Annotated in this window: 23 protein-coding genes; 14 read left to right on the forward strand and 9 right to left on the reverse strand. The window is 66.7% G+C overall.

Annotated elements, in window-relative coordinates:
• Nucleotides 1–880, forward strand: an 880-nt coding sequence (locus VFG33_RS07730; protein WP_325023903.1) for a hypothetical protein, incomplete at its 5' end; no start/stop codon positions are given.
• 25 nt (nucleotides 881–905) lie between these two features.
• Nucleotides 906–3,836, forward strand: a complete 2,931-nt coding sequence (locus VFG33_RS07735) for an AfsR/SARP family transcriptional regulator (RefSeq protein WP_325023904.1) — start codon at nucleotides 906–908, stop codon at nucleotides 3,834–3,836.
• A 70-nt stretch (nucleotides 3,837–3,906) separates the two neighbouring features.
• Here the strand turns inward: VFG33_RS07735 and ypfJ are convergent, their stop codons facing one another.
• Nucleotides 3,907–4,812: a KPN_02809 family neutral zinc metallopeptidase gene (gene ypfJ, locus VFG33_RS07740; protein ID WP_325023906.1), complete on the reverse strand. Its 906-nt coding sequence runs from the start codon at nucleotides 4,810–4,812 to the stop codon at nucleotides 3,907–3,909.
• A gap of 107 nt (nucleotides 4,813–4,919) precedes the next feature.
• Here ypfJ and abc-f point away from each other — a divergent pair, with 107 nt between their 5' ends.
• Nucleotides 4,920–6,518 (forward strand): ribosomal protection-like ABC-F family protein, encoded by a 1,599-nt coding sequence (gene abc-f / locus VFG33_RS07745; RefSeq protein ID WP_325023908.1) that lies wholly within the window; start codon nucleotides 4,920–4,922, stop codon nucleotides 6,516–6,518.
• On the opposite strand, the gene VFG33_RS07750 is transcribed toward abc-f, so the two are convergent.
• The gene (locus VFG33_RS07750) at nucleotides 6,519–7,439 is read right to left on the reverse strand and encodes a serine hydrolase domain-containing protein (RefSeq protein WP_325023910.1); all 921 of its coding nucleotides are present in this window, start codon (nucleotides 7,437–7,439) and stop codon (nucleotides 6,519–6,521) included.
• A gap of 52 nt (nucleotides 7,440–7,491) precedes the next feature.
• On the opposite strand from VFG33_RS07750, the gene VFG33_RS07755 reads away from it, so the two are divergent.
• The 4 genes from VFG33_RS07755 to map all read left to right on the forward strand — a co-directional run bounded on the left by VFG33_RS07755 (nucleotide 7,492) and on the right by map (nucleotide 11,288).
• Entirely contained in the window at nucleotides 7,492–8,262 is a 771-nt protein-coding gene (locus tag VFG33_RS07755; RefSeq protein ID WP_325023912.1) for an enoyl-CoA hydratase/isomerase family protein, read from the forward strand.
• A 95-nt stretch (nucleotides 8,263–8,357) separates the two neighbouring features.
• The gene (locus VFG33_RS07760) at nucleotides 8,358–10,229 is read left to right on the forward strand and encodes an ABC transporter ATP-binding protein (protein ID WP_325023913.1); all 1,872 of its coding nucleotides are present in this window, start codon (nucleotides 8,358–8,360) and stop codon (nucleotides 10,227–10,229) included.
• A 72-nt stretch (nucleotides 10,230–10,301) separates the two neighbouring features.
• Nucleotides 10,302–10,478: a hypothetical protein gene (locus VFG33_RS07765; RefSeq protein WP_325023915.1), complete on the forward strand. Its 177-nt coding sequence runs from the start codon at nucleotides 10,302–10,304 to the stop codon at nucleotides 10,476–10,478.
• A gap of 27 nt (nucleotides 10,479–10,505) precedes the next feature.
• Nucleotides 10,506–11,288 carry a type I methionyl aminopeptidase gene (gene map, locus VFG33_RS07770; protein ID WP_325023917.1) on the forward strand — a complete coding sequence of 261 codons (783 nt, stop codon included), beginning with the start codon at nucleotides 10,506–10,508 and terminating at the stop codon, nucleotides 11,286–11,288.
• 16 nt (nucleotides 11,289–11,304) lie between these two features.
• Here the strand turns inward: map and VFG33_RS07775 are convergent, their stop codons facing one another.
• Nucleotides 11,305–11,805, reverse strand: a complete 501-nt coding sequence (locus VFG33_RS07775; RefSeq protein ID WP_325023919.1) for a hypothetical protein — start codon at nucleotides 11,803–11,805, stop codon at nucleotides 11,305–11,307.
• A gap of 147 nt (nucleotides 11,806–11,952) precedes the next feature.
• On the opposite strand from VFG33_RS07775, the gene VFG33_RS07780 reads away from it, so the two are divergent.
• The 3 genes from VFG33_RS07780 (at nucleotide 11,953) to VFG33_RS07790 (ending at nucleotide 14,958) form a co-directional block, all read left to right on the forward strand.
• Entirely contained in the window at nucleotides 11,953–13,017 is a 1,065-nt protein-coding gene (locus tag VFG33_RS07780; protein ID WP_325023921.1) for an ATP-dependent DNA ligase, read from the forward strand.
• Nucleotides 13,018–13,074: 57 nt separating this feature from the next.
• Nucleotides 13,075–13,614, forward strand: coding sequence for an FHA domain-containing protein (locus VFG33_RS07785; RefSeq protein ID WP_325023923.1), 540 nt, complete (start codon nucleotides 13,075–13,077; stop codon nucleotides 13,612–13,614).
• Nucleotides 13,615–13,728: 114 nt separating this feature from the next.
• Nucleotides 13,729–14,958: an ROK family transcriptional regulator gene (locus VFG33_RS07790; RefSeq protein ID WP_325023925.1), complete on the forward strand. Its 1,230-nt coding sequence runs from the start codon at nucleotides 13,729–13,731 to the stop codon at nucleotides 14,956–14,958.
• Here the strand turns inward: VFG33_RS07790 and VFG33_RS07795 are convergent.
• The 6 genes from VFG33_RS07795 to VFG33_RS07820 are packed head-to-tail and all read right to left on the reverse strand — an operon-like array spanning nucleotide 14,955 to nucleotide 21,288.
• Complete coding sequence (locus tag VFG33_RS07795) at nucleotides 14,955–16,310, reverse strand: GH1 family beta-glucosidase (RefSeq protein WP_325023927.1); 1,356 nt, start codon at nucleotides 16,308–16,310, stop codon at nucleotides 14,955–14,957. The two genes, VFG33_RS07790 and VFG33_RS07795, sit on opposite strands and share 4 nt — an antisense overlap.
• Complete coding sequence (locus VFG33_RS07800; protein WP_325023929.1) at nucleotides 16,307–17,260, reverse strand: aldo/keto reductase; 954 nt, start codon at nucleotides 17,258–17,260, stop codon at nucleotides 16,307–16,309. The genes VFG33_RS07795 and VFG33_RS07800 overlap by 4 nt, the downstream gene beginning before the upstream one ends.
• A gap of 40 nt (nucleotides 17,261–17,300) precedes the next feature.
• The gene (locus tag VFG33_RS07805) at nucleotides 17,301–18,080 is read right to left on the reverse strand and encodes a VOC family protein (protein ID WP_325023931.1); all 780 of its coding nucleotides are present in this window, start codon (nucleotides 18,078–18,080) and stop codon (nucleotides 17,301–17,303) included.
• Nucleotides 18,081–18,123: 43 nt separating this feature from the next.
• The gene (locus VFG33_RS07810; RefSeq protein WP_325023933.1) at nucleotides 18,124–18,984 is read right to left on the reverse strand and encodes a carbohydrate ABC transporter permease; all 861 of its coding nucleotides are present in this window, start codon (nucleotides 18,982–18,984) and stop codon (nucleotides 18,124–18,126) included.
• Entirely contained in the window at nucleotides 18,981–19,949 is a 969-nt protein-coding gene (locus VFG33_RS07815; RefSeq protein ID WP_325023935.1) for a carbohydrate ABC transporter permease, read from the reverse strand. Before VFG33_RS07815 ends, VFG33_RS07810 begins: the two co-directional genes overlap by 4 nt.
• Nucleotides 19,950–19,953: 4 nt before the next feature.
• Nucleotides 19,954–21,288 carry an ABC transporter substrate-binding protein gene (locus VFG33_RS07820; RefSeq protein WP_325023937.1) on the reverse strand — a complete coding sequence of 445 codons (1,335 nt, stop codon included), beginning with the start codon at nucleotides 21,286–21,288 and terminating at the stop codon, nucleotides 19,954–19,956.
• Nucleotides 21,289–21,440: 152 nt separating this feature from the next.
• Here VFG33_RS07820 and zapE point away from each other — a divergent pair, with 152 nt between their 5' ends.
• The 4 genes from zapE to VFG33_RS07840 all read left to right on the forward strand — a co-directional run bounded on the left by zapE (nucleotide 21,441) and on the right by VFG33_RS07840 (nucleotide 24,795).
• A complete protein-coding gene (gene zapE, locus VFG33_RS07825) occupies nucleotides 21,441–22,454 on the forward strand; it encodes a cell division protein ZapE (protein WP_325023940.1) in 1,014 nt (337 codons plus the stop codon).
• Nucleotides 22,455–22,727: 273 nt separating this feature from the next.
• Nucleotides 22,728–22,904 (forward strand): hypothetical protein, encoded by a 177-nt coding sequence (locus VFG33_RS07830; RefSeq protein WP_325023942.1) that lies wholly within the window; start codon nucleotides 22,728–22,730, stop codon nucleotides 22,902–22,904.
• A gap of 214 nt (nucleotides 22,905–23,118) precedes the next feature.
• Nucleotides 23,119–23,853 (forward strand): hypothetical protein, encoded by a 735-nt coding sequence (locus VFG33_RS07835; RefSeq protein WP_325023944.1) that lies wholly within the window; start codon nucleotides 23,119–23,121, stop codon nucleotides 23,851–23,853.
• 63 nt (nucleotides 23,854–23,916) lie between these two features.
• Entirely contained in the window at nucleotides 23,917–24,795 is an 879-nt protein-coding gene (locus VFG33_RS07840) for a PPK2 family polyphosphate kinase (protein WP_325023946.1), read from the forward strand.
• The last annotated feature ends 190 nt before the right edge of the window (nucleotides 24,796–24,985 follow it).

The following is a 24,985-nucleotide window of genomic DNA, read 5'->3' on the forward strand; positions in this document are numbered from 1 at the left end:
CACCGTGCTCGCGCTGCTGGTGTTCTGGCCTGCGACGACCGCGAACGCCGAGACCCAGCAATTCTCGGCGGGTGTTTGCAACATGTATGTGAACTCGAACGGGTTCGGAGCCTACTGCAGCGGCGGATGGGTCGGGGCCGATCGGAAGTCCTGGAAAGAACTGCTCAGGCAGCGGCCATTCGTTCCGTGCCGGGACTTCGACGTCCCGCAGGGTGTCACGATGCCGGCGCCCCCAGACGGCAAGAAGTGGTATCTCCGCCTCACGATCGTCAACTACGACCTGGGCACAGACAACCCGCCTGGTGGGAATGACGCCCACATCGAACGTGCGATCGTTCCCTTGAGCGACGACGACCTCAATGAGTGCCCCGACCTTGGCTACATGGACACGTTCTGGACGTCGTTCGAGCAGGGATACCCGCCGCCGATCCTTCAGATCAACCCGACCTACACGCCCCGGGTGAACGTACCGGCGTACTTCGACCTGACCTCGGAGAGCTCGCAGGTGTTGAAGCAGTCCAACATCGCGCTGTACCGCGCAGGTGGCGACAACCTGAACATGCGCGGCGTGGTCGGCCATATGACGATCGACCCCGGGGACGGCTCCGGGAAACTCGAGTGCATCAACGGCATCGCGCCGTTCGGCAAGGATCTCTACGACCAGACGAAGGACCCGTACCACCAGATCAGCCCTTGCAATCACGTCTACAAACGCTCCAGCGCGAACCAGCCGGAGGGGATGTACACGGTCAAGCTCAGGGTCCGGTGGGACGTCTCGTATTGGCGGACGACCACTGACGAATGGGTAGATCTGGGCTCGGCCTGGGTGGATGCGGTGCAGCGGTTGCCTGTGCAGGAAGTGCAGGCGATCGGGGGATGAATGAGGGCTGGGCTATGGAGGGACGATGGTGAAGACTTCTGAGCCGCCGGTGCGGTCTGCTCGGCTGCCTAAGGGGCGGTCGGGGAGTGGGGCCGCGGATCGGCTGAAGGGCTTTGTTTCGCTGCTGGCGATTCTTGCGATCGTCGGTGGGGTTCCGTATGTCCTGCTGACGTTCTTCGGTACGCCCTGGCCCGACAAGATGCCGACGCGGGACGTGCTGTTCAGCGAGCTGAGCATCGAGACGGTGCTCGGCATCATCGCGTTCTTCATCTGGGTCGCCTGGCTGCACTTCGTGATCTGCTTGATCGCCGAGGTGGTCGCGGAGATCCGTGGGCACGGCCTGTCTCCGCGGATCCCGCTCGGCGGCGGTTCGCAGACTCTTGCCCGCCGGCTGATCGCCGGTGTCGTGCTGATCGCCGGTGCCGCGAGTGTCACCCTGCCGGTCGCCAACGCGGTGACCACCGGCAGCGGCGTACCCCCGAGTTCGATCAGTGTGAGCCAGGGTGGTGACGACTCGGCGAGCACGTTCCGTCAGACGGAGAGCCGCAGTACGGTCATGAGCGGCAACGCCACCCACACAGGCGTGCGGACGAACAACGACCAGACCGGTCAGGTCCTCAAGTACACCGAGGTGCGTCCGCCGCAGGGCCGGAACTACGACTGCCTGTGGGACATCGCCGAGCGGTACCTGGGGGAGGGTCGCCGCTACAAGGAGATCTACGACCTCAACAAGAACAAGTTGCAGCCCGACGGCCGTCGCCTGACCAACCCCGACCTGATCATGCCGGGCTGGCAGGTCCGGCTGCCGGCCGACGCGAAGGGCGCGGGCGTCCACACGGTCCGGGTCGCGATCGACAACACCGGTGGTCCGGCCAAGCCGGTCGTCGACACCACGAAGCCGACCACGGACACCAAGACGAGCCCGTCCAAGGACACCAGCATCACGGACTCCGAAGGCACCGGGAGCCGGTGGTTCGAGGAGCAGGGCGTCGAGCAGCCGTCCTCGGTCGAGCTCGGGGAGGCCGGAGCAAACGGCCCCGGTACTACGAACGCGCAGCCCGCTGATGCCACCGCAGGCGGCGCCAACGTCCCGGAGAAGGCTTCGGCCACGTCCGGTGCCGGCGTCGACCCAGTGGAGGCGGGGATCTACGGATTCGGCGCCACCCTGCTCGCCGCGGGTCTCGCACTCGCATTGAAGCGTCGTCGCGGCTGGGCCCAGGGTCCTGGTCCGAAAGCAGCCGGGAATCGTCAGACGGAGGTCGGCCTGCGTCTCGCGGCCGACGTACCGACGGCGCAGTTCGTGGACAACGCACTGCGGCACCTCGGCGCGATGATGGTCGAGCAGGGCAGGCAGATGCCGACGGTCGTCGCCGCCCTGGTGACAGACCGGGCGCTGACCCTGGTGCTGGAGCCGGGCGCGTCCAACACGCCGCCGCCACCGCCCTGGCAGGTCATTGTCGACGGCAACCGTTGGGTACTTCGCCGCGCCTACGCACCCGAAGGCGAGGTCGACGCGCCCGCGCCGTACCCGACGCTGGTCACCATCGGCCGGAACGCGGACGGCGCGACGATCCTGGTGGACCTGGACACGGCGCACGGCATCGTCAGCTTCGGTGGGGTCACCAACGCTTCGCGCGATGTGGTCGGCTCGCTGGCTGCCGAACTGGCCACCAACCTGTGGTCGGAGGGTGCGCACGTCAGCATGGTCGGGTTCGGCGACGACCTGTCCTCGCTGTCGCCCACCCGCCTGAGCTACTGGACCAGGCTGGATGACGCCCTGCAGGAGGTGACCCGGCGGACGGATGCGCAGGTCCAGGCGTGCAGTCGCCGCGACGTGTCCTCGGTCGCCGACGCACGGATGTCCTACCCGGACCCGCTGCTGTGGGGCGCGGAGATCATCTTCGTGTCCGCACCGCCGTCGGCCGAGGAAGAGGCGCGGTTGGTCGAGCTCGCCCGCGACGTGAGGCGTTGTGTCGCCGTGGTCGTGGTCGGCGATGTGCTCGACGCGCCCTGGCGGTTCGTGGTGGACGAGAAGTTCCAGGCGGTCTGCCGGCTGCTCGGGCTCGAGGTCGATGCCCACCGCATCAATCCGGCGCAGTTCGCGGACCTGGTCTCGCTGTTCGACGTGGCCGAGTCCGAGGCACTGGACAAGCGTCGCGCGGAGCAGGACCTGCCGGCGTACGAGTTCTCCTCGATGGATCTGAGCCTGGCTGCGCCGGTCGAGGTCGACCTACTCGGCCCGGTCGAGGTGGATGCCCGCGGCACCATCGACGAGGGTCGGCTGCAGCTGTCCACCGAGATCGTGGCGTTCCTGGCCAGCCAGGACTACGGCGTCCACCCGAACGTGCTGGCCGGGGCGATCTGGCCACGCGGCATCAGCAGCGAACTACGGGACGCGGCGCTGGAGCACACCCGGAACTGGCTCGGCCTGGATGCCATGTACGCCGACGAGTCCGGCCGCTGGATGCTGAACCGCAGCATCGTCCGGGTGGACTGGGACGTGTTCCGCACGCTCGCCAAGCAGGCGACGATGATGGAGGATCCGCGCGGTCCGCTGTCGACGGCGCTGAGCCTGGTCCACGGTCAGTCCTGGACGAACCTGCCGGCTGGCCGCTACTCCTGGCTCGCCGCATCGGGGATCGAGCGCCGGATGGCGGAGTCGGTCGTGGATTCCTCACTCCGGCTGGCTGAGGCGAGCCTGCGCCACAACGACGGGGGCCTGGCCCGTACTGCGCTGCAGACCGGGCTGAGCTTCTCCCCGGCGTCCGAGGACCTCTGGCGCGCGACGCTGCGGCTGGCGGCTCACTTCGGCTCGAGCAGCGACGTCACCAACGTGGCGGGCCAGCTGTACCTCACCCTCGCCAAGCACGGCGGCCCCCGTGGCCCCGAGCCGGAGACGGACGCCCTGGTCGACGAGCTCCTCCCGGGCTACCGCCGGCCGGCCGCAGTCGCTTAACAGCCAGTACTTCGAACCGCCTGGTCGCAGCCGAAATTCGGCGGCGGCCAGGCGGTTCGTAGTACGCGGACTAAAGAGTGTCGGCCGACCAGGTGTCGCAAGCGGTCATGTCGCCGGAGTCCATGCCGGTCTTGAACCACTTCATCCGCTGATCGGCGGTGCCGTGGCTGAAGTTCTCCGGGGTGACCCGGCCCTGGGTCTTCTGCTGGATCCGGTCGTCGCCAACCGAGGCCGCCGCGTCCAGACCGCGGCTGATGTCGTCCTCGGTGAGGCCCTCGATGAACGTGTCGCCATCCTTGTCGGGCACCGTGGTGGCGTGGTTGGTCCAGATGCCGGCGAGGCAGTCCGCCTGGAGTTCGGAGCGGACCGAGTCGGAGTCGGGGCCTTCGCGGGTCTTGATCTGGGCGAGGATGCCGTACAGGTTCTGGATGTGGTGCCCGTACTCGTGCGCCACCACATAGGCCTCGGCGAAGTTGCCACCCTTGGCGCCCAGCTCGGTCTGCAGGGTCTCGAAGAAGCCCAGATCGAGATAGACCCGCTTGTCCGGCGGGCAGTAGAACGGCCCGACCGCGCTGGTCGCGGGACCGCAACCGGTGTTCACCGAGCCGTCGAAGACGCGCATCGGGGCGCGGGTGTACTTCTTGCCACGCCGCGGCAGCTCCGCCGCCCAGAAGCCCTCGATCGAGTTCTGGTAGAAGACGAACCGGCAGTCCGCGTTCGTCGTCAGGTCGGTGCCCCTCTTGCAGGTGTCGAGGTTGCCCGACGCCGTGTTACGCACGGTGGGTTCCTCGCTACCGCCCCCGCCGGGCAGGCCGCCGTTCAGCAGCAGGATGACGACCAGCAGGATGACGCCGCCGATACCGCCACCGACCGGGATCCCCATCCCGCCGGGGAGCAGGCTGCCCCCGCCTCCGCCGCTGCCGCGGGTGTCCTCGACGCCGCTCGTGTCCAAGTCGGCGTCCGGGTTGAATTTCACAGCACATACACTAGACCTCGCTGCGGGAAACAGGCCGTCATCTGACTTGGCGTCGCCGGCCCGCCCATCCGTGACTGCCACCCGACCTTGAGGACACCTGCGCCGCCATGATCACTGTCTCCAACCTCGAGGTCCGTGTCGGGGCCAGGCAATTGCTCGCGCCTGCCTCCTTCCGGGTCGGACCGGGGGACAAGGTCGGCCTGGTCGGGCGGAACGGCGCCGGCAAGACGACGCTGACCAAGATCCTGGCCGGCGAGGGACTGCCCGCCAGCGGTTCCGTCACCTCCGCCGGCGAGATCGGGTACCTGCCGCAGGATCCCCGGACGGGCGACCTCGAAGTACTGGCCCGGGACCGGATCCTGTCCGCGCGCGGGCTGGACGAGGTGGTCCGGCGGATGCGCAACGCGGAGAAGTCGATGGCCAGTGCCGACGACAAGACCCGCGAGAAGGGCATGCGCCGGTACGAGCGTGCCGAGGCGGATCTCCACGCAGCCGGCGGTTATGCGGCCGAGTCGGAAGCGGCCCGGATCTCGGCGAACCTCGGTCTGCCGGACAGGGTGCTGGGGCAACCATTGAGCACGTTGTCCGGTGGTCAGCGGCGTCGGGTCGAGCTGGCGCGGATCTTGTTCGCGCAGGCGGAGACGTTGCTGCTGGACGAGCCGACCAACCACCTGGACGCGGACTCGATCGTCTGGCTGCGCGACTTCCTGAAGACCTATCCCGGTGGCGTGATCATGATCAGCCACGACGTGAACCTGCTCGAGGAGACCGTCACCCGGGTCTTCCACCTGGACGCGAACCGGGCCGAGATCGACGTCTACAACGTCGGCTGGAAGGCGTACCTGACGCAGCGCGAGACCGATGAGCGGCGGCGCAAGCGGGAGCGGTCGAACGCCGAGAAGAAGGCGACCCAGCTGATCGACCAGGCGAACAAGATGCGGGCGAAGGCGACCAAGGCGACCGCGGCCCAGGGGATGCTGAAGCGGGCCGAGAAGCTGATGGCATCGCTCGAGGACGAGCGCATGTCGGACCGCGTCGCGAAGATCTCCTTCCCGACCCCGGCGCAGTGCGGCAAGACCCCGCTGATGGCCAAGGAGCTGTCCAAGTCGTACGGGTCGCTGGAGATCTTCACCGACGTGGACCTGGCGATCGACCGCGGCTCGCGCGTCGTAGTACTGGGGCTGAACGGCGCGGGTAAGACGACGCTGCTGCGGGTGCTGTCGGGGATCGAGAAGTCCGACACCGGCGAGGTGATCGACGGGCACGGCCTCAAGCTCGGGTACTACGCGCAGGAGCACGAGACGCTCGACGTGAACCGGACCGTGCTGGAGAACATGAAGTCGGCCGCGCCGGAGCTGAACGAGACCCAGGCACGCAGCGTGCTCGGCTCGTTCCTCTTCACCGGTGACGACGCGGACAAGCCTGCCCGGGTGCTGTCGGGTGGCGAGAAGACGCGGCTGGCGCTGGCGACACTGGTCGTCTCGGCAGCGAACGTCCTGCTCCTCGACGAGCCCACCAACAACCTGGACCCCGCCTCCCGCACCGAGGTGCTGAACGCGATCCGCTCGTACGCCGGCGCCATCGTCCTGGTCACCCACGACGAGGGCGCCGTGGAAGCCCTCGAACCAGAACGCGTGCTGCTCCTCCCCGACGGCGTCGAAGACCTCTGGACCACCGACTACGCCGACCTCGTCTCCCTGGCCTGACTAGAGGTAGGGGACCAGCTCGGTCCAGATCGCATCGAGGATGTCGGTGGTCGGCTTCTCGTAGTGCGCGGTCACTGTCACACACGCCTGTTGGTCGGGAAGCATGATGCTGAACTGACCGTAGAGACCGTCCATCCGCCAGGCACCGTCCCGAGCGCAGGGCCAGCAATGGAGCCCGTACGCCGCGTTGTCGGGATCATCCGCGCGGTCGGTCGGTGTGAGTTCACTGTGCATCAGGTCGACATAGTCAGCCGGGACGAGCTGCCGGCCACGGAAGCTGCCGTGGTGGAGCAGGGTCTCGCCGAGGCGGGCGATCTCCTCGGTCCGCAACTGCAACCCCATCGCGCCCAAAGGGAAGCCGAGCGGACAGCGAAGCCACTGCGGGTTACCGATCCCCAGCGGCCGGAACAACCGCGGCAGCAGGAAATCACGGAGGTTGGACCCGCCGACCGCCGCGATGATGCGCCCCAAGACATAGGAGTTCGTGCCCCGGTAGGCGTAGCTGGTGCCGGGTTGGGCGGACAGCGGGGTGGCCAGGAAGGTCTGGGCGGGATCGCCCGGGGGATCGAGGTCCGGATCCTCCCAGCGGAAATCGATCCCCGCTGTCATCGACAGCAGATGACGGATCGTCAACTCCTCGACGCCCTCGGCCGCCGTGCTCTTGAACTCCGGTAGATGGTTCAGCACCGGATCGTCGAGATCGAGCAAGCCGTCCGCCCTGGCGATTCCCACCGCGACCGACGTGAACGTCTTCGAGACCGAGTACACATCGCGGCGATCGTCACTGACCCATCGGAAGGAGATCGGAGCCTCGCCGGCGCGCGTGATGTGGACACCTTCCAATCCGAGTCCACGCTCGGCGACCGCCTGCCGCAACCCGAGCAAGCCGACCTGAACGCCGTCGATCGGTAGCATCGCCATGCCGAGATGCTATGTGACGAGCACTCCGGACGATTCGCGTATGTTCACTGGCATGACAGATCTTGGACTGCAGTTGACGGTGGACGGGCCGGTGGCCCGGGTGGTGCTGGACCGGCCGGAGGTGCGCAACGCGCAGACACCGGCGATGTGGAGTGCTTTGTCGGACTTCGGTACTTCGCTGCCGCCGGAGGTGCGGCTTGTCGTCGTGTCGGGGAAGGGGCAGTCGTTCTCGGCCGGCCTCGATCGCAACCTGATCATGGGCGAGCCGGTCGATGGGCAGGAGCCTCTGCTCACCCTCGGGGCGAAGCCTGCCCCCGAACTGCAAGAGCTGATCTCGCATTTCCAGGCCGGCTTCTCGTGGCTGCGCAGGCCGGAGATCGTCAGCATCGCGGCGGTGCAGGGGCATGCAGTCGGGGCCGGCTTCCAGTTGGCGCTGGCCTGTGATCTGCGGGTGGTGACGCCGGACGCGAAGTTCAGCATGCGGGAGCCTGCGCTCGGGCTGGTGCCCGATCTGGGTGGGACCCAGCCGCTGGTGCAGTTGGTCGGGTACTCGCGAGCGCTGGAGATCTGCCTGACGTCGCGCTGGGTCGAGGCGGATGAGGCGCTTCAGCTCGGCCTGGCGAATATCGTCGTACCGGCTGAGGAGCTGGCGGGGACAGTCAAGGATCTGTCCGAGGCCCTGCTGACCCCTCTCGTGGGTGCAGTCCGCGAAACGAAGGCCCTGCTGCTGGGAGCGAGTGATCGCTCGTATCAGGACCAGTTGAAGGCCGAGCGGGAAGCGCAGGCGCGGCGGCTCAAGGAGCTCCTGGCAGCCCGCGGCTGACCCGCCGGCGCCCGGGAATGATCTGGCTGATCTGAAGTGTTGTCAAGGTTGACGAGTGGAGTGGGGGAGGCGACCGGATGTCTTCAGGAATGGGAATGAGTGGCGGTCGCGGCGGCGCGATGAGCTGGCGGCGTCAGGATCCGTCGGTGGTGGATCGCAAGCTGACAAAGGGAACGCTCAAGCGCATCCTGCGGTTCGCCAAGCCGTTCCGGCTGCATATCTCGGTCTTCCTGCTGCTGGTGGTGCTGTCGGCGTTCCTGGTGATCGCCTCGCCGCTGCTGTTCAAGAAGATCGTCGACGACGGCATCAGCAAGGGCAACGCCGGCCTGGTGACCGCACTCGCCCTGGTGGTGGCGCTGCTCGCCGTGGTCGAGGCGGTCCTCGGGCTGATACAGCGCTGGTTCTCCGCGCGGATCGGTGAGGGCCTGATCTACGACCTGCGCATCAAGGTGTTCGAGCATGTTCAGAAGATGCCGGTCGCGTTCTTCACCCGAACTCAGACCGGCGCCCTGGTCTCCCGGCTCAACACCGATGTGATCGGCGCCCAGCAGGCATTCACCTCGACCTTGTCGGGCGTGGTGTCGAACGTGATCAGCCTGATCCTCGTGGTCGGCGCGATGCTGCTGCTCAGCTGGCAGTTGACCGTGGTCGCCATCCTGCTGCTTCCCGTCTTCCTGCTGCCGGCGCGTTATCTCGGTCGCAGGCTGGCCGCGATGACCCGTGAGCAGATGCAACTCAACGCGGACATGTCGACCGCGATGACCGAGCGGTTCAGTGTCGGCGGTGCGCTCCTGGTGACGCTCTTCGGTCGCCCGGACATCGAGAACGCGAACTTCAGTGAGCGTTCCGGCCGGGTCCGCGACCTGGGCATCCGGATCGCCATGCTGGGCCGCGTCTTCTTCACTGCGCTGACCTTGGTCGCCGCGCTGGCGACGGCCCTCGTCTATGGCGTCGGCGGCAACCTCGCCGTCCGGGAGACGCTGACGATCGGGACTCTGCTCGCCCTGGTGGCTCTGCTCGGGCGGCTCTACGGGCCGCTGACCGCGCTGTCGAACGTCCGGGTCGATGTGATGACCGCGCTGGTGTCATTCGAGCGGGTTTTCGAGGTGCTCGACCTGGAGCCGATGATCAAGGACGCTCCCGATGCCAAGCAGTTGCCTGCAAGCGCATCCACGGTGAGCTTCGATCAGGTCTCGTTCGCCTACCCGACCGCGGACCAGGTTTCACTAGCCAGCCTCGAGTCCGTGGCGGTGCTGGACAAGCGCGCATCGTCCGAGGTGCTCGAGGACATCACCTTCTCGGTCGAGTCGGGCCAGATGATCGCCCTGGTCGGCCACTCCGGAGCGGGCAAGACCACCATCACGAACCTCGTCGCCCGCCTGTACGACGTGACGGGTGGTTCCGTGCGGATCGGTGGACATGACGTCCGCGAGGTGACTCTGCAGTCGTTGCACGACACGATCGGCTACGTCACCCAGGACGCGCACATGTTCCACGACACGATCCGGGCGAACCTGGCGTACGCGAAGCCCGACGCCACCGACGACGAGATGGCCGACGCACTGCGTTCCGCGCAGGTGTGGGACCTGGTGTCCTCGTTGCCGGACGGGCTCGAGACGGTCGTGGGGGACCGCGGGCACCGGCTGTCCGGCGGAGAACGCCAGCGGCTGGCCATTGCCCGGTTGCTCCTGAAAGCGCCGCGCATCGTCGTACTGGATGAGGCGACGGCTCACCTGGACTCGGAGTCCGAGGTGGCGGTTCAGCAGGCGCTGGACACCGCGCTGGAGGGCCGGACCTCGCTCGTGATCGCGCACCGGCTGTCGACGGTGCGGAACGCGGACCAGATCCTGGTGGTTGAGCACGGCAACATCGTGGAGCGCGGTACGCACGAGGAGTTGCTCGCGCTGGACGGGGAGTACGCGGACCTGTACCGCACGCAGTTCGCCGAGTCGGCGGCCGGCGTGTGATCGCTGGACGTCGGGGGCACCAGAGGTACCTGACGAGTTAGGCTTTTTGTGTTGACGTGAGGGGATGGCCGGATGATCAAGTTCGCGGTGGCGCTGGGCGCCGGCTACACCGGCTTCAAGCTGGCCTACAACTCAGAGGACGGTCGCTACTACGGCAAGGTCGGGGACCAGCACCTCCGCTCCACCCTCTCCCTCCTGATGGCGGCCCTCGCCGCCGGCATCACCTACGTCCTCCTCTTCCTCCACTGATAGTTTTTGGCACGTGAGAGACGCCGCATGATCGAGATCCTGACCCCCACCGAACTGCCCCGAGCAAAGGACGCCGGTGCCCTGGTCGCAGACATCCTGCAGACCCTGAAGAGCCGTAGCGCGGTGGGTACGAACCTCCTGGACATCGATCGGTGGGCCCAGACCATGATCGTCGAGGCGGGAGCGCAGTCCTGCTATGTCGACTACGAGCCTTCCTTCGGACGCGGACCGTTCGGCCACTACATCTGCACGGCCGTCAACGACGCCGTGCTGCACGGACTGCCGCACGACTACACGCTGGCCGACGGCGACCTGCTGACACTCGACCTCGCAGTCTCCAAAGGCGGAATCGCCGCGGACTCTGCCATCAGCTTCATCGTGGGCACGTCGAAGCCCCCGGAGAGCGTCGCGATGATCAGCGCAACCGAACGCGCCTTGAGCGCGGGGATAGCCGCTGCCGGGCCTGGAGCCCGGATCGGTGATATCTCCCATGCCATCGGCTCGGTCCTCAGCGAGGCGGGGTACCCGATCAACACCGAGTTCGGAGGTCACGGCATCGGATCAACGATGCACCAGGACCCGCACGTCGCGAACACCGGTCGACCCGGCCGTGGGTACAAACTGCGCCCCGGGCTGCTGCTCGCACTGGAGCCGTGGGTCATGGCGGACACCGACAAGCTCGTCACTGATGACGACGGGTGGACGCTCCGCAGTGCGACAGGCTGCCGGACGGCGCACAGTGAGCACACGATCGCCATCACCGACGACGGAGCCGAAATTCTCACCTTGCCGAAGGAGGCGCGGTCGTAAGCCGCGCCCGCGTCGTCTACTTCTGGACCTTCGTCTCGTCGTGCTCCAGCAGATGCAGCACCGGTACGCCGAGATGACGTCGCGCCGAGTTCGTCCAGTCCAGATGGAAGAACTCCGCCACGATGTGCGGCCGGGTCAGGATGATGACCTCCTGCCCACCGACCTTCTCGACCGTCTCCGTCAGCGCGTCGATCGGCCGATCATGGGAGATTCCGCCCTCCGCCTGCTGGCCGAGATCGCGCAGCCTCTGGACGCTCCGCCCGGTGCAGTCCTTCGCCTCGCTGTCGATCGCCTTCTGCGCCTCCGCGAGGTCCTCGCGCTGGTCGACCAATCCCGGTCCGTACAGGTCCGCCGTACCCAGGGCGCTGATCGACGCCTCCACGCCCGCCTCGGCGTTGTGGCACGGCACGACCACGTGGTACTTCACCGGATCCGGCATGTCCTGGTGCAGCTCGACGACGCGCTTGGCGTCCGGCTCTGACAGTTCCTGTTCGACGAGCAGTACGACGTCGTACATCTCCGTACCTCCGGTCTTACCAGTCGGTATATCCCCATCATGCCGCGCAACGACCCGACAAGGGGGACCTCGGCGGATAAACCTGAAAATCGGGTCTCAGCAGTCCGGCAGATCCGCCGCGGTCCCGTCGGGATGCAGAATGGCGGCATGAAGCTACCCGTGATGCCGCCGGTCCCGCCGATGCTGGCGAAGGCGGTCAAGCAGATCCCGGACGGTGACGTCAGCTTCGAGCCGAAGTGGGACGGTTTCCGCTCGATCATCTTCCGCGACGGCGACGAGGTCGAGATCGGCAGCCGCAACGAGAAGCCGATGACCCGGTACTTCCCCGAACTGGTCGAGGCGTTCAAGGCGAACCTTCCGCCACGCTGCGTGATCGATGGCGAGATCGTCCTCGTCGGTGAGTCGGGGGACCGGCTGGACTTCGAGATGCTCCAGCAGCGGATCCACCCGGCCGCGTCCCGGGTCAAGATGCTGTCGGAGACGGTTCCGGCCCGGTTCGTCGCGTTCGACCTGCTCGCGCTCGGCGACACGGACTACACCGACCGGCCGTTCTCGGAGCGCCGTGCCGCGCTGGAGGAGGCGTTGGCACCGGCGAAGGCGCCGATCCACCTGACCCGTACGACGACCGACAAGTCCCTGGCGACCGAGTGGTTCCACCAGTTCGAGGGCGCCGGCCTCGACGGTGTGATCGCCAAGCCGCTGGACGGGTTGTACTTGCCGGACAAGCGGACGATGTTCAAGATCAAGCACGAACGCACCGCCGACTGCGTGGTCGCGGGGTATCGCGTGCACAAGAGCGGCCCGAACCGCATCGGCTCGCTGCTGCTCGGTCTCTTCAACGCGGAGGGGGTGCTCGCCAGCGTTGGCGTGATCGGGGCCTTCCCGATGGCGCGGCGCGAGGAACTGTTCGAGGAGATGCAGGAACTCGTCACCGACTTCGACAACCACCCGTGGGCCTGGGCGAAGCAGGAGGAGGGCAATCGGACCCCGCGCAACGCCGAAGGCAGCAGGTGGCAGGCGGGCAAGGATCTGAGCTTCGTGCCGTTGCGTCCGGAACGGGTGGTCGAGGTGCGCTACGACCACATGGAGGGCGTCCGCTTCCGTCACACCGCCCAGTTCGTCCGCTGGCGCGACGACCGAACCCCCGAGTCCTGCACCTACGAACAACTCGAGGAACCCATCAAGTTCGACCTCTCCGACGTCCTCGGCTAACCACCTCCGGCGTGAGGGTGGTGGACAGTGGACCTGGCGGCAACGGACAATCCCGTCATGACATCGGTGCGGGTCGAGGTGGGGCGTCCGTCGGACGCCGAGCGGGACCGCGCGCTGGCCGTCCTCCGCGAGGGGGCCGGGACCGGCCGCTTGTCGCACGACACGTTCATCCGGCGGATGAATTTCGTCCTCCGCGCCCAGAGCCGCCGCGAACTCGCCGACGCCACCCACGATCTGCCCGGCCGTGAACCGCGACCCATCGAGTGGCTCCGGGGGTTGGCAGCCCGCGTCCCCCGGATCACCCTCGCGTCGCGCGAGCTGCATCTTCCCGGGCTTGCGCTGCCGCCACCCGGTTCGCCGACGGTCCGGATCGGCCGCGGTCCCGGCGCCACCCTGCGGATCCCCGACATCTCCATCTCCCGCTGCCACGCGGAGCTGCGTCACGTCGGCGACGGCTGGATGCTCCGTGACCTGGGCTCCATGAACGGCACCTACCTCAACGGGCTCCGCCTCACTACGCCCGTCCGCGTCCGCTCCGGCGATCACCTCGGCCTCGGCGCCGTCCAGTACGTCCTCACCTGGACCGACCAGCAATAGCTCACCCCCGTACGCCGCCGCCGCGTCCGCGCGGCGATTCTTCCGCTGGGGTCGTTGGATCCCCACTTTCTTACGTTGTGTACTAAAGTGCGGAGCGGGAGGGAGTGTGACCACGTGGCCAAGATCCTGAAGGGTGCGAACGCACAGGAGACGCACAGCGCGATCCTCGACCTGATCCGCTCCAGCGGCGTCGTCACGCGGGTCGACCTCGCCGATCGTTCCGGGCTGACCGGAGCCTCCATCTCCCGCGTCGTCAAGCAGTTGCTCGCCGACGGACTCATCATCGAGACCGGACTCGGCGATCCCACCGGCGGTAAGCGCGCGACGCTGCTGCAGTTCAACCCCCGCGCCCGCCATGCCGTTGGCGTGTCCATCGACACCCCGAGCACGACCTACGTCGTCACCGACATGAGTGGTCGCGTCATCGAGCAACTGTCCTCGAAGGGCATCGGTCGCGACACCCCAGCAGCCGTCATCCAGCGTCTGACCGACGAGCTGGAAGACCTTATTGTCAAGGCGAACATCGAGCCCGCCACGCTCGTAGGGGTCGGTGTGGCGCTGGCCGGCCGGCAGGGGCGGGTGGACCGGTTGCTGAGGGCAAATGCCAGCAAGTACGCCTGGGAACCGTTCGCGGTCCGGGACAAGCTGAGCTCGGCGATCGACCACCCGATCGTGGTGGAGAACGACTCCACCTGTGCGGCGATCGGCGAGTTCTGGGCCGGCCGGATCCCGTCCGCGAACGACTTCGCCACCGTCTATCTGGCGGCGGGCTTCGGGCTCGGGCTGGTCACGAACGGCGACGTCTACCGCGGATCTTCTTCGAACGTGGGGGAGATCGGGCACATGGTGCTCGAGGTGAACGGTCCGGACTGCTGGTGCGGTGGGCGCGGTTGCCTGGAGAGTCTGGCGGCACCGGCCCGGGTGGTGAGCCTGGCGCATGAGGATGAGGACCTGGTGCGTGAGCTCGCATTGCGCGGGCGGCGGGTCTCGATCCGCTCGGACTTCGCGAAGATCGCCCGTCAGGCGGCGGCTGGCGACGGGCGCTGCCTGGCGCTGATCGAGGCCTCGGCGACCTACCTGGCAAAGGCGCTTCTGTCGATCACCAACCTGCTGGACCTGGACCAGATCATCCTCGCGGGCCCGGGCTTCAGCGAGGCAGGTGAGATCTACAGGCGAGTCGCGGCCGCCGAGATCAACCGCCTCTCCTTCGTCCGCGCCATGCACCCCACCCGCGTCGAGCTCTCGAAACTAGGACCCAGCGCCGCCGCCCTCGGCGCCGCCTCTCTGGTCCTCCACAGCCAGCTAACCCCCCACCAAACCTCCAACCGAGCCCTGAGTAGCTAGGCGGTGAGGAAGTTCTTGAGCCAGTGGGCGCTTTGTTTGAGGGTGCGTTGCTGGGTCGGGTAGTCGACGTGGATGAGGCCGAAGCGGCGGGTGAAGCCGTAGGCCCATTCGAAGTTGTCCATCAGGGTCCAGATGAAGTAGCCCTTCAGTGGAAGTCCTTCGGCGGTGACCTGGCGGCAGACCTCGATGTGTTGCTCGAGATAGGACTGCCGCTTGTCGTCCTGGATCGTCCCGTCCGACAGCACCTCGTCGGGATACGCGGCGCCATTCTCCGTGACGTACAAGGGCAGGTCCGGTGCCAGGTCGTTGATCGCCTTCAGGATGTCGCGAAGCCCGCTCGGCTGGATCGGCCAGCCCATCTGGGTGCGTTCGAGTCCGGTGTCGACGGCAACGACGTTCTCGCTACCCGGCTGGGTGCTGACCTTGCCCGGATCGGAGATCGGGCCGTCCGGCGCCGCCACGGTCGTCGGGCAGTAGTAGTTGACTCCCAGGAAGTCCAGCGGCCCGGAGATCACCGGCAGATCAGTGGCGTACTGCGCGAACCAGTCCGCCATCCCGGTGTCTTCCAGTACGTCGGACGGGTACTTCCCGAGCAGCAGTGGTTCGAGGAACAGCCTGTTGCGCAACCCGTCGATCCGACGAGCGGCATCACGATCGGCCTCCGACTCGCCGCTCTCGGCGGCGTGGATCGGTGCCGGGTTGAGTGTGATCCCGATGGTGTTCTCGGGTGACTTGATCGCCTGCAACGCCAATCCGTGTCCCAGCAGCAGATGATGCACAGCCTTCAGGGCATCGGCTCCCTCGGTCCGCCCGGGAGCATGTTCCCCGTTCCCGTACCCGAGGAAGGCCGAGCACCACGGCTCGTTCAGCGTGATCCAGTGCTTGATCACGTCGGAGAGCGCTCCCTGAGTGATCGCGGCAAAGTCCCGGAACCGTTCGGCCGCGTCCCGTACCAGCCAGCCGCCCGCGTCCTCCAACGGCTGCGGCAGGTCCCAGTGGTACAGCGTCGCGTACGGCGTGACCCCGTTCTCCAGGCACGTCTCGGCCAATCGCCGGTAGAAGTCGAGGCCGGCCGAGTTCGTCGCTCCACTGCCGGCCGGAATCACCCGCGACCAAGCGATCGAGAACCTGTACGCCTTCAACCCCAGCTCCGCCAGCAGCCTGATGTCCTCGGCGTAGCGGTGGTAGTGGTCGTCGGCAACATCCCCAGTCTCGCCATCGGCGATCTTGCCCGGCGTGTGCGCGAAGGTGTCCCAGATACTCGGCCCTCGCCCGTCCTCGGAAACCGCTCCCTCGACCTGGTACGACGCTGTCGCCGCACCCCAGACGAATCCGTCCGGAAAGCTCGTCATGGTGTTCCCTCCAGCCAGTACTGCTTGTCGGGCATCAGTTCGGTCAGGCGGTCCTGCAGTTCGCGCGGGATCTCGGACTCCAGTGAGGTGATCAGCCGCTCCACCCGGGCGGGCTTGCTGATGCCGATCACGGTGCCGGTGATCCGGGGGTCGTTCACCGAATGCTGCAACGCCGCGGTGGCGAGGTCGATCCCGTACTCACGGCAGGCCTTGTCCATCAGCGCGACCGCCTCGAGCGTGGCGGCGGGCGCGTCGCGGTAGCCGTACTTGCGTGAACCGCCCTGCGGGTTCGCCAGGATGCCACCTCCGTAGATCGCCGCGTTGATCACGGCGAGATCGGCAGAGAGCGCTTTCTGAATCAGTTCCTCGGCGCTGTGGTCGACCAGGCTCCACCGGTTGTGCACCAGCAGCACCTCGAACCCGCCGAGTTCTAGATAGCGGGAGAGCTCTCGAACGTTGCCGCCGGCAAGCCCGACGTGACCGATCGCTCCTTCGTCCCGCAGCTGCATCAACGTGTCAACCGCATCGCGCATGCGGTCGAAGTCGTGGAACTCGGGATCGTGCAGATACACCAGCGGCAGCCGATCCAGGCCGAGCCGTTCCTTGCTCTCGGCAACACTCGCCCGCACCCGGGCGCCGGAGTAGTCGTCGCCTTGGGCATCGACCTTGGTCGCGACCAGGAATCCCTCGGGCAACCCGCCCCGCTCCGCGATCGCCTGGCCGATCCGGCTCTCGCTCTCGCCGTCGCCGTAGCCGTTGGAGGTGTCGATCCAGGTCAACGGGCCGTCGAACACCCGGTCGATCAGGGCGACCGCATCGGCCCGGCTCACGTCGTACCCGAAGATCTCGGGCATGCCGGCGAGCAGAGCGCCACCGGCGCAGACCGCGGAGACGGTCAGGCCGGTGGATCCCAACGGACGCAGCCAGTCGTTGCCGGACGGACTCGTCATGCAGACCCCTTGTCGTCGCTGAACAGCCGTTGTGCGGTACTCATAACGTAGGGCTCACCGAGAAGGCGAAACCGTCCGGGTCCACGTAGACGGTGGTGCCGTCCGGGGCTGTGGTCTCGGTCAGGTTCCGCGGCGGGTCACCGGCGAGTTCGGCGTACGCGAAGCCGGCGACGTCGAGTTGCGGCTGCCGGAAGCTCTTGTCGCGCTGATAGGTGAAGACCTCGATCACGGTGTCGCCCGACTTCAGGTAGCCGATGCTGAAGCCGCGGGGGTCGTGCGGCTGTTCGATCGTGCCGATGAACGAGAAGCCGAAGTTGTCCCGGTAGTACTCGTGCGTGGCATCCCGGTCCTCGATCGTGACCGCGACGTGGTCGAACCGGGGTCGCTCGGGAACGCCGAGAGCGCGCTCTCTGGCGACCCCGTCGGCGTCCAGCACAGCGGCGTACTGGAGGTCGCCCTGGATCATCTCCAGCAGGGCGCCGTCGGGGTCGAAGAAGAAGCAGATGCGGACCTTGCCCTCGGCATCCAGCGGGTCCAGCTTGAACTCCACCCCGGCCGCCTTGAGCGCGTCGGCCCGTTCGTCCAGCCGGTCGACCTTGAAGCCGATGTGCCGGAATCCCTTCTGCAGATCGTCGGTCACCCAGGTGCTCTGGTCGCGGCCGGCGGCGACGGACCGGAGTTCGATCGTGGCCGAGACAGCGTCCAGGAGAGCGCGTTCTGGCGTTGCTTCGCCGATCAGCGGCAGCTCCAGGAACTTGGTGTAGTACTCGACCGAGCGCTGCACGTCGGTGCAGTTGACGACGACGTTCTTGATCGGCATGAGGCTCTCTTTCGGAGAGGAGGCTGGTTCATGAGGTGGGGGGTCAGTTCTTGACGGCGCCGAGCATCATCCCGGCGACGAACTGCCGCTGCATCCGGACGTAGACCACGATCACCGGGATGACGGACAGGGTGAGGCCGGCGGTGAGGGCCGGCCAGTTGGTGGAGTACTGGCCCATCAGGGTGAACAGCACAGGCTGGAGGGGGAGCGAGTCGGTGTTGCGCAGGACGGTGTTCGCGATCAGGAACTCGTTCCAGGTGTTCAGGAACTGGAAGATCACCACGGTTGCGATCCCGGGCCTGGTCAGCGGCAGGATCACCCGGCGGAAGATGGTGAACTCGCTCCCGCCGTCGACCCGGGCCGCCTCGATCAGCTCGTCGGGCAGCGTCTGGAAGAACGCCCGCATCAGGAACATCGCGAACGGCGCCGACCCGGAGATGTAGAGCACCAGCAGCCCGGTCTGGGAGTCGAGCAGCCCGAGCGACTTCAGTTGCAGGTAGAGCGGGATGATCAGCGCCGTCGACGGCATCATCAGGGTCGTCAGCAAGAGCACGAAGAGCGTGTTCCGGAACGGGAAATCGAGCTTGGCGAACGCATACCCGCTGAGGGTCGCGAAGATCAGTACGCCGACCACTGTGACCGAGGTGATCCAAACGCTGTTCCAGAAGTGCAGCGGGAACTGGATCGACGTCCATGCGGTCGAGTAGCCGTCGAAGACCAGTTTGTTCGGGAAGAACGATCCACCGAAGATCGTGTTCGGCTCCCGCAACGAGGTGAGCAGCATCCACACGAACGGGAACGCCATCAGCACGCAGAAGGGCAGCAGGACGAAGGTCGCGAAGCTCTTGCCGAAGGGGAACTTGAACGGCTTCGACACCGACCGCTCGCTGGAGGCAACGGTCATCGGTCGGCCCTCCTGGTCAGCCAGAGCTGGGCGATCACCGCGAGCGTGCAGAGCACCATCGTCAGCACGCTGAACGCGCTCGCGTACCCGAGTTGCGGGATGGATCCGGACGTGGAACCGAACGCCAGCGAGTACAGATAAGTCCCCAGTACTTCGCTGCCGTGGTTGGGGCCGCCGCCCGTCATCACGTAGATGATGTCGAAGGCCTTGAACCCGTTCAGCAGCCCGAGGCTGATCACCAGCCCGGTGACCACGCGCAGGCTGGGGATGGTGATGTGGAAGAACTGCTGGGTCTTGTTGGCGCCATCGACTTCGGCCGCCTCGTACAGGCTCGGATCGATGCCCTGCAGGCCGGCGAAGAAGATCAGCATGTTGAAACCGAGTCCACCCCAGATCGTCACCAGGATCAGGGCCGGGAGCACCGTTGCGCGGTCAGCCAGCCAGGGATGCTGCAAGGAGTCCAGCCCGATCGAGCCGAGGATCTGATTGAGGGTGCCGATGTTCGGGTCGTAGATCAGCCTCCAGAGCACCCCGGACACCACGAACGACACGATGCCCGGGATGAACAGGATGGTCCGGACCACGACGCCGACGTGCTTCCACACCGAGTTCACCAGTACTGCGATCAGCAGCCCGACGAAGGTCAGGATCGCGGTGGTCACGGCTGTCAGGACCAGGGTGATGATCAGTGCGCGGCGCGCCACCGGGTCGCCGTACATGCGAGTGTAGTTGTCGAAGGCAAGGAACCGGGGCGATCCGAAACCGCCCCAGGCGGTCAGGCTGAGGTAGCACGTGTAGAGGATCGGCCACAGGACGAAGCCGAGGAACAGGGCGAAGGTGGGCAGGACGAACAGGTAGCCCGCGACGCGCTGCGACTTGCGCAGAGGCGAGCCGAACCGATGCCGCCGCGGTGGTGCCGCCGCCCCCGACGGCACCACCGGGCGGGTGGAAAGGGTGGTCGCCACCGGCTTAGCCACCCTTCGCGTTCAGTACGGCCTGCTGCATCTCCTTCGCCACAGCCGCGGGCTGGCCGGTCCCGTCGAAGATCTTCGACAGCGGATCGCCGGCGGCGACCGACCCAGGGCCGAACGGGATGTGCGGGCACCCGTCACCGTCGAGCAGCCAGGACGTCATCTGCTTCATGATCGGCAACTCGATCCGGCCCGCGGCGCTCTTGGTCGCGGGCATCGAGTTCGAGTCGTTCATGGTGGGGGAGTACTGGTCGGCGGAGTACAGGAACTTCAGCACCTCGAGCGCCGCGTCCTTGTTCTTGCTGGTCTCCGAGACCGCCCAGCCGGCGCCGGCCTGGTTCGCACACCAGTGTCGTTTGCCCGCGGCGATCGCGGGCGTCTTCATCACCTTGTACTTCTTCGCGAACGCCGGGGGAGCGTCCTTCGAGAGTCCCTGCGGTGTCCACGAGCCGTTGTAGAGCATCGCGGCCTTCTCGGAGTAGAAGATCTGCGCGAGCTGGTCGCCGGTGGTGCCCGTCGTCCCGGGCTGGAAGACTCCGCCCTTGACGATCCGCTGGTTCAGTTCGAGGGCCTGGATGATCTTCGGGTCCTCGTAGTTCAGGCCGTCCTGGAGCTGGTCCAGCTTGAGGTAGTACGTCGGGTCGTCGGCCACCTGGGTGACCAGGGGGAGGAAGAAGTCCAGCGAACTGGTGGTCGGGTTGCAGCTGATCGCCACCGGATGCTTGCCGAGGGCCCGGATCTTGGCGGCGGCCGCGATCAGGTCGTCCCAGGTCTCGATCTCGTCCTCGCCGACGCCGGCCTTCTTCAGCAGGTCCGGGTTGTAGAACAGGCCGAAGGTCTGCGCCATCCAACCGACCGCGTACTGCTTGCCGTCCAGGGTGTACTCCTGGTTGGCCGAGTCGAAGAAGTCCTTCAGGAAGTCGTCACCGAGGTCCTTCTTCAGATCGGCCGAGACCCCGCCGGTGCCATAGGTGAGCGCTCTCGTGTGCGGCGCGAAGATCTCCGGTACGTCGCCACCGGCGACCGCGGCCTGCAGGGCGGGCAGGTACTGGTCGGGCGTGCCGAAGACCCGGTTCTCGATCTTGATGTTGCTGTGCGCCGCCTCGAACTTCTCGATCAGCTTGGGCCACTGATCCTCCTGGTCGCTGTACCAGGACCACATCCGTACGACGGTCTTGCCGCCGCTGCTGCCGCCGCCACTGTCGCTGCCACCGCAGGCTGCGAGGGCCGGGGCGAGTCCGAGGGCGGCGGCGCCACCGAAGGCTCCCCGGAGCAGGGTTCGTCGTCGGATCGGTGTCGCCGACAGGGATGGGAGTTGCCGATCACCTTGCATGGTGACTCCTCGGTCGTTAGCCGTCCGGCTGCGGATACCGCCTCTACAACTTCCTAACTGAAAGTAAGAAAGCGGTCAAGGTCGGAGCCGTTGTTTCCAGGAGTTTCCGTCCGAGCGACGCCGGCAGGTGGGTGGGCTCGTAGGGTGGGGGCATGCCGATCCGTCTTTCCGAGCGGCGGCCGGAGGTTGGTCCGGACCGGTTGTTGTCGGAATGTGTGCCGCCGCCACGGTTCGCCCCGGTGCGGTTCGAGACTTATCGGCCGGATCCCGACGAACCGAGCCAGTCCGAGGCCCTCGCACTACTGGTCGAACGCGGTACTGCGCTCGCCGAGCCCCGGCAGGAAGACGGTTGGTGGCGGCGACGGAAGGCCGCTCCCGCGACGAAGCCCGGGATCTACCTCGACGGCGGATTCGGGGTCGGCAAGACTCACCTGCTCGCGTCCCTGTGGCACGTGTCCGCCGGTCCGAAGATGTACTGCACGTTCGTCGAGCTGACGAATCTGGTCGGCGCCCTCGGGATGCGCTCAGCCGTGACCGCGCTCTCGGAGTACCGGCTGATCTGTATCGACGAGTTCGAGCTCGACGACCCCGGCGACACCGTGCTGATCTCCCGCCTGCTCGGGCAACTCGTCGACGCCGGCGTCCAATTGGCCGCCACCTCGAACACGCTCCCCGACAAACTGGGGGAGGGCCGGTTCCAGGCGATCGACTTCCTTCGCGAGATCCAGGGTCTCGCCGCGCATTTCGACGTACGGCGGATCGATGGCCCCGACTACCGCCACCGCGGCCTGCCCGTGGCCCCGACCCCCTGGCCCGACGACCGCGTCACCCAGACGGCGACTGACCTGCCCGCGGCATCCTGCGACCACTTCGTCGACCTCTACCACCACCTCGCCGAGCTGCACCCCAGCAAGTACGGCGCCCTCCTCGACGGCGTCGAAACCGTCGGCATCACCGACATCCGCGAACTCACCGACGAAAACGTCGCCCTCCGCGTAGTCGTCCTCGCCGACCGCATGTACGACCGCAACCTCCCGCTCCTAGCCAGCGGCGTCCCCCTCGACCGCATGTTCTCCCCAGAAATGCTCAAAGGCGGCTACCGCAAGAAGTACCTCCGAGCCCTCTCCCGCCTAATAGCCCTAGCCAACACCGGCATGCACCCCTGACACCCACGACCTCTAGTCGCGGGCGTTAACTGCCCGTAGTCTCCGAACACCAACGGTGATGGTGGGACTCTCGGCCAGCACACCTGGCGGCCGAGCTCTGCCTGGAACGGAGCCTTCGTCGATCAGCTCCAGAACACGCCGACTACCGATATCCGGCTGGCGGCTGGAGCCTGGATCGCGTCGTCGCGTAAGTCGGATGTCGTCATCCTCACCGGTACGTCGCTGCTGTACTCGACCAGCTCGGACAAGTACTTCAAGCGTTCGGCGGCAGGCGTGTTCCAGTTCCGCGAGCGTGGCACGACGACCTGGAAGAACCTCAAGTCGGTATGGACCACCTCAGCCGGCGTCGCGACGATGAGCTACCGGTACTCCAAGGTCCGCGACTACCGCTTCTCCCTCTACTCGACCCCCATCAGCTGGGATCTGGGCAGCGCGATCACCACCCGGTAACAGCTGGAGTTGGTGTGTTGGACCACTCGCTGAGGTGGCTTGTTCACTGTGTGGTTTCGACGATTGCAACAAGCTGCAAAAGCTGTGTGACCGACGTCTCATCCGACCCCAAAACGGCCTGGTGAGAGCCCGGCGGACGGTTAGGCTCCGCGCGGAAAGGTGCTGAGGGGGGTCCCAGTGCCATCAACGCATGGACATCTAGGGAGCACATCGAATGATTCGCCGTACCCTCACGGCCGCGATCGCCGTTCTCGGCCTCGCCGCCGTGACGCCGCTGGCTGCTTCGGCGGTCCGCCCGCCGTTCCCGGCGCCTCCGGGCCACGGTCCCTCCGCGATGGCTCAGGCCGCCGGCACCTGCAACCTGTCCGTCACGAACCGGGTGGCCCTCGGCCGGCCGATCACGATCATCCCCGGCAAGATCACCGGTGACTGCGTCCGTCAGGGCAACACCTCCGGCTGGAATCTGACCCACCCCTCCAAGGGCGTGGTGAACTTCATCGCCTGGGATGACCGGGATCCCGACTATGACGGAACCTGGTGGCTCTTCGCTGCGGACCCTATCGGCGTCCAGAAGTTCGTGGCCGGCGGCAGCGGGAACTACAACGAACCCGGCGTGACCTACACCCAGAACACCAACGTTCCGGTGACCGTGAAGCTGGCGGCCGGTGCGTGGATCTCGTCGTCGCGTAAGGCTGACGTCGTGACCCTCAAGGGCACGTCGTTGCTGTACTCGGTTTCGAACAACAACTACTTCAAGCGTTCCGCTGGTGGGGTCTTCCAGTTCCGGGAGATCGGGCAGTCGAACTGGCAGACGCTGAAGTCTGTTTGGACCAACTCCAAGGGCGAGGTCAGCCTCTCCTACCGGTACAGCAAGACCCGCGACTACCGGTTCGCGCTGTACTCGACTCCCATCAGCTGGGACCTCGGCAGCGCGACCACCCGCCGCTGACGTAGTACAGACTCCTGCCCTGTCTTCGCCCATGCCCGGGCGGGGATGGGGCAGGATGTCTAAATGGTGAAGAACAAGAAGACGAAGGCCGACGAGCCGGCGTCGAGCGGCAAGTTGCTCGATGAGCTGCGGGTTCCGCCGGGGCCGGTGGACCTGAGCGCGTACGACACGCGCGCCACGACGGGGTTCAGCGGCAGCAAGGAGGACGGCAAGGTCGCCCTCGACGGCCTCGGTGCCGACGTCTCGGACTGGCAGGAGCGCCTGTACGCCGAAGGGCGCAAAGGCGGTCAGCGCAGCATCCTCCTTGTCCTGCAGGGCATGGACACCTCAGGCAAGGGCGGCGTGATCCGTCACGGAGCCGGCCTGATGGACCCGCAAGGTCTGCGGATCACCTCGTTCAAGGCGCCCACCCCGGCCGAGAAGCGCCGCGGCTTCCTCTGGCGGATCCGGCAGGCGCTACCCGGCCCCGGGATCATCGGCATCTTCGACCGGTCCCACTACGAGGACGTGCTGATCGCGCGGGTGCGCAACCTGGTCGCGCCGCCGGTGTGGAATCGCCGCTACGAGCAGATCAACGACTTCGAGGCCGAGCTCGCGGACAGCGGGATCACGCTGATCAAGTGCTTCCTGCACATCTCGCCGGAAGAGCAGAAGATCCGGCTCGAGGCGCGCCTGGACGACGCCACCAAGCACTGGAAGTACAACCCGGCCGACATCGACGAGCGCGAGCTCTGGCCGGACTACGCCGAGGCCTACCAAGCAGCCCTCGAGAACTGCAACGGCCCCGAGGCCCCCTGGTACGTGATCCCCAGCGACCGCAAGTGGTACCGCAACTGGGCCGTCACCACCCTCCTCCTCGAAACCATGCAAAGCCTCGACCCCCAATGGCCCACAGCCGACTTCGACGTCAAAGCCGAAAAAGCCCGCCTAGCCACCACCTGACCCCACCCACCCGTACGCCGATCGCCGATTGCGGGAGGTGGGGGAGGTCAGTCGGGGTTGATGCCGTGGTCGTGGAGTTTGGCTCGGAGGCGGGTGGTTTCTTCGTGGAGGCGTTCGTTTTCGTCGACTAGGCCGGCCAGTTCGCGCAGTAGGTGGCGGCGGCGGCCGGTGCCGTACCAGAACTTGTCGG

It is taken from the genome of Kribbella sp. (genome assembly GCF_035687465.1).
GTDB lineage: Bacteria > Actinomycetota > Actinomycetes > Propionibacteriales > Kribbellaceae > Kribbella.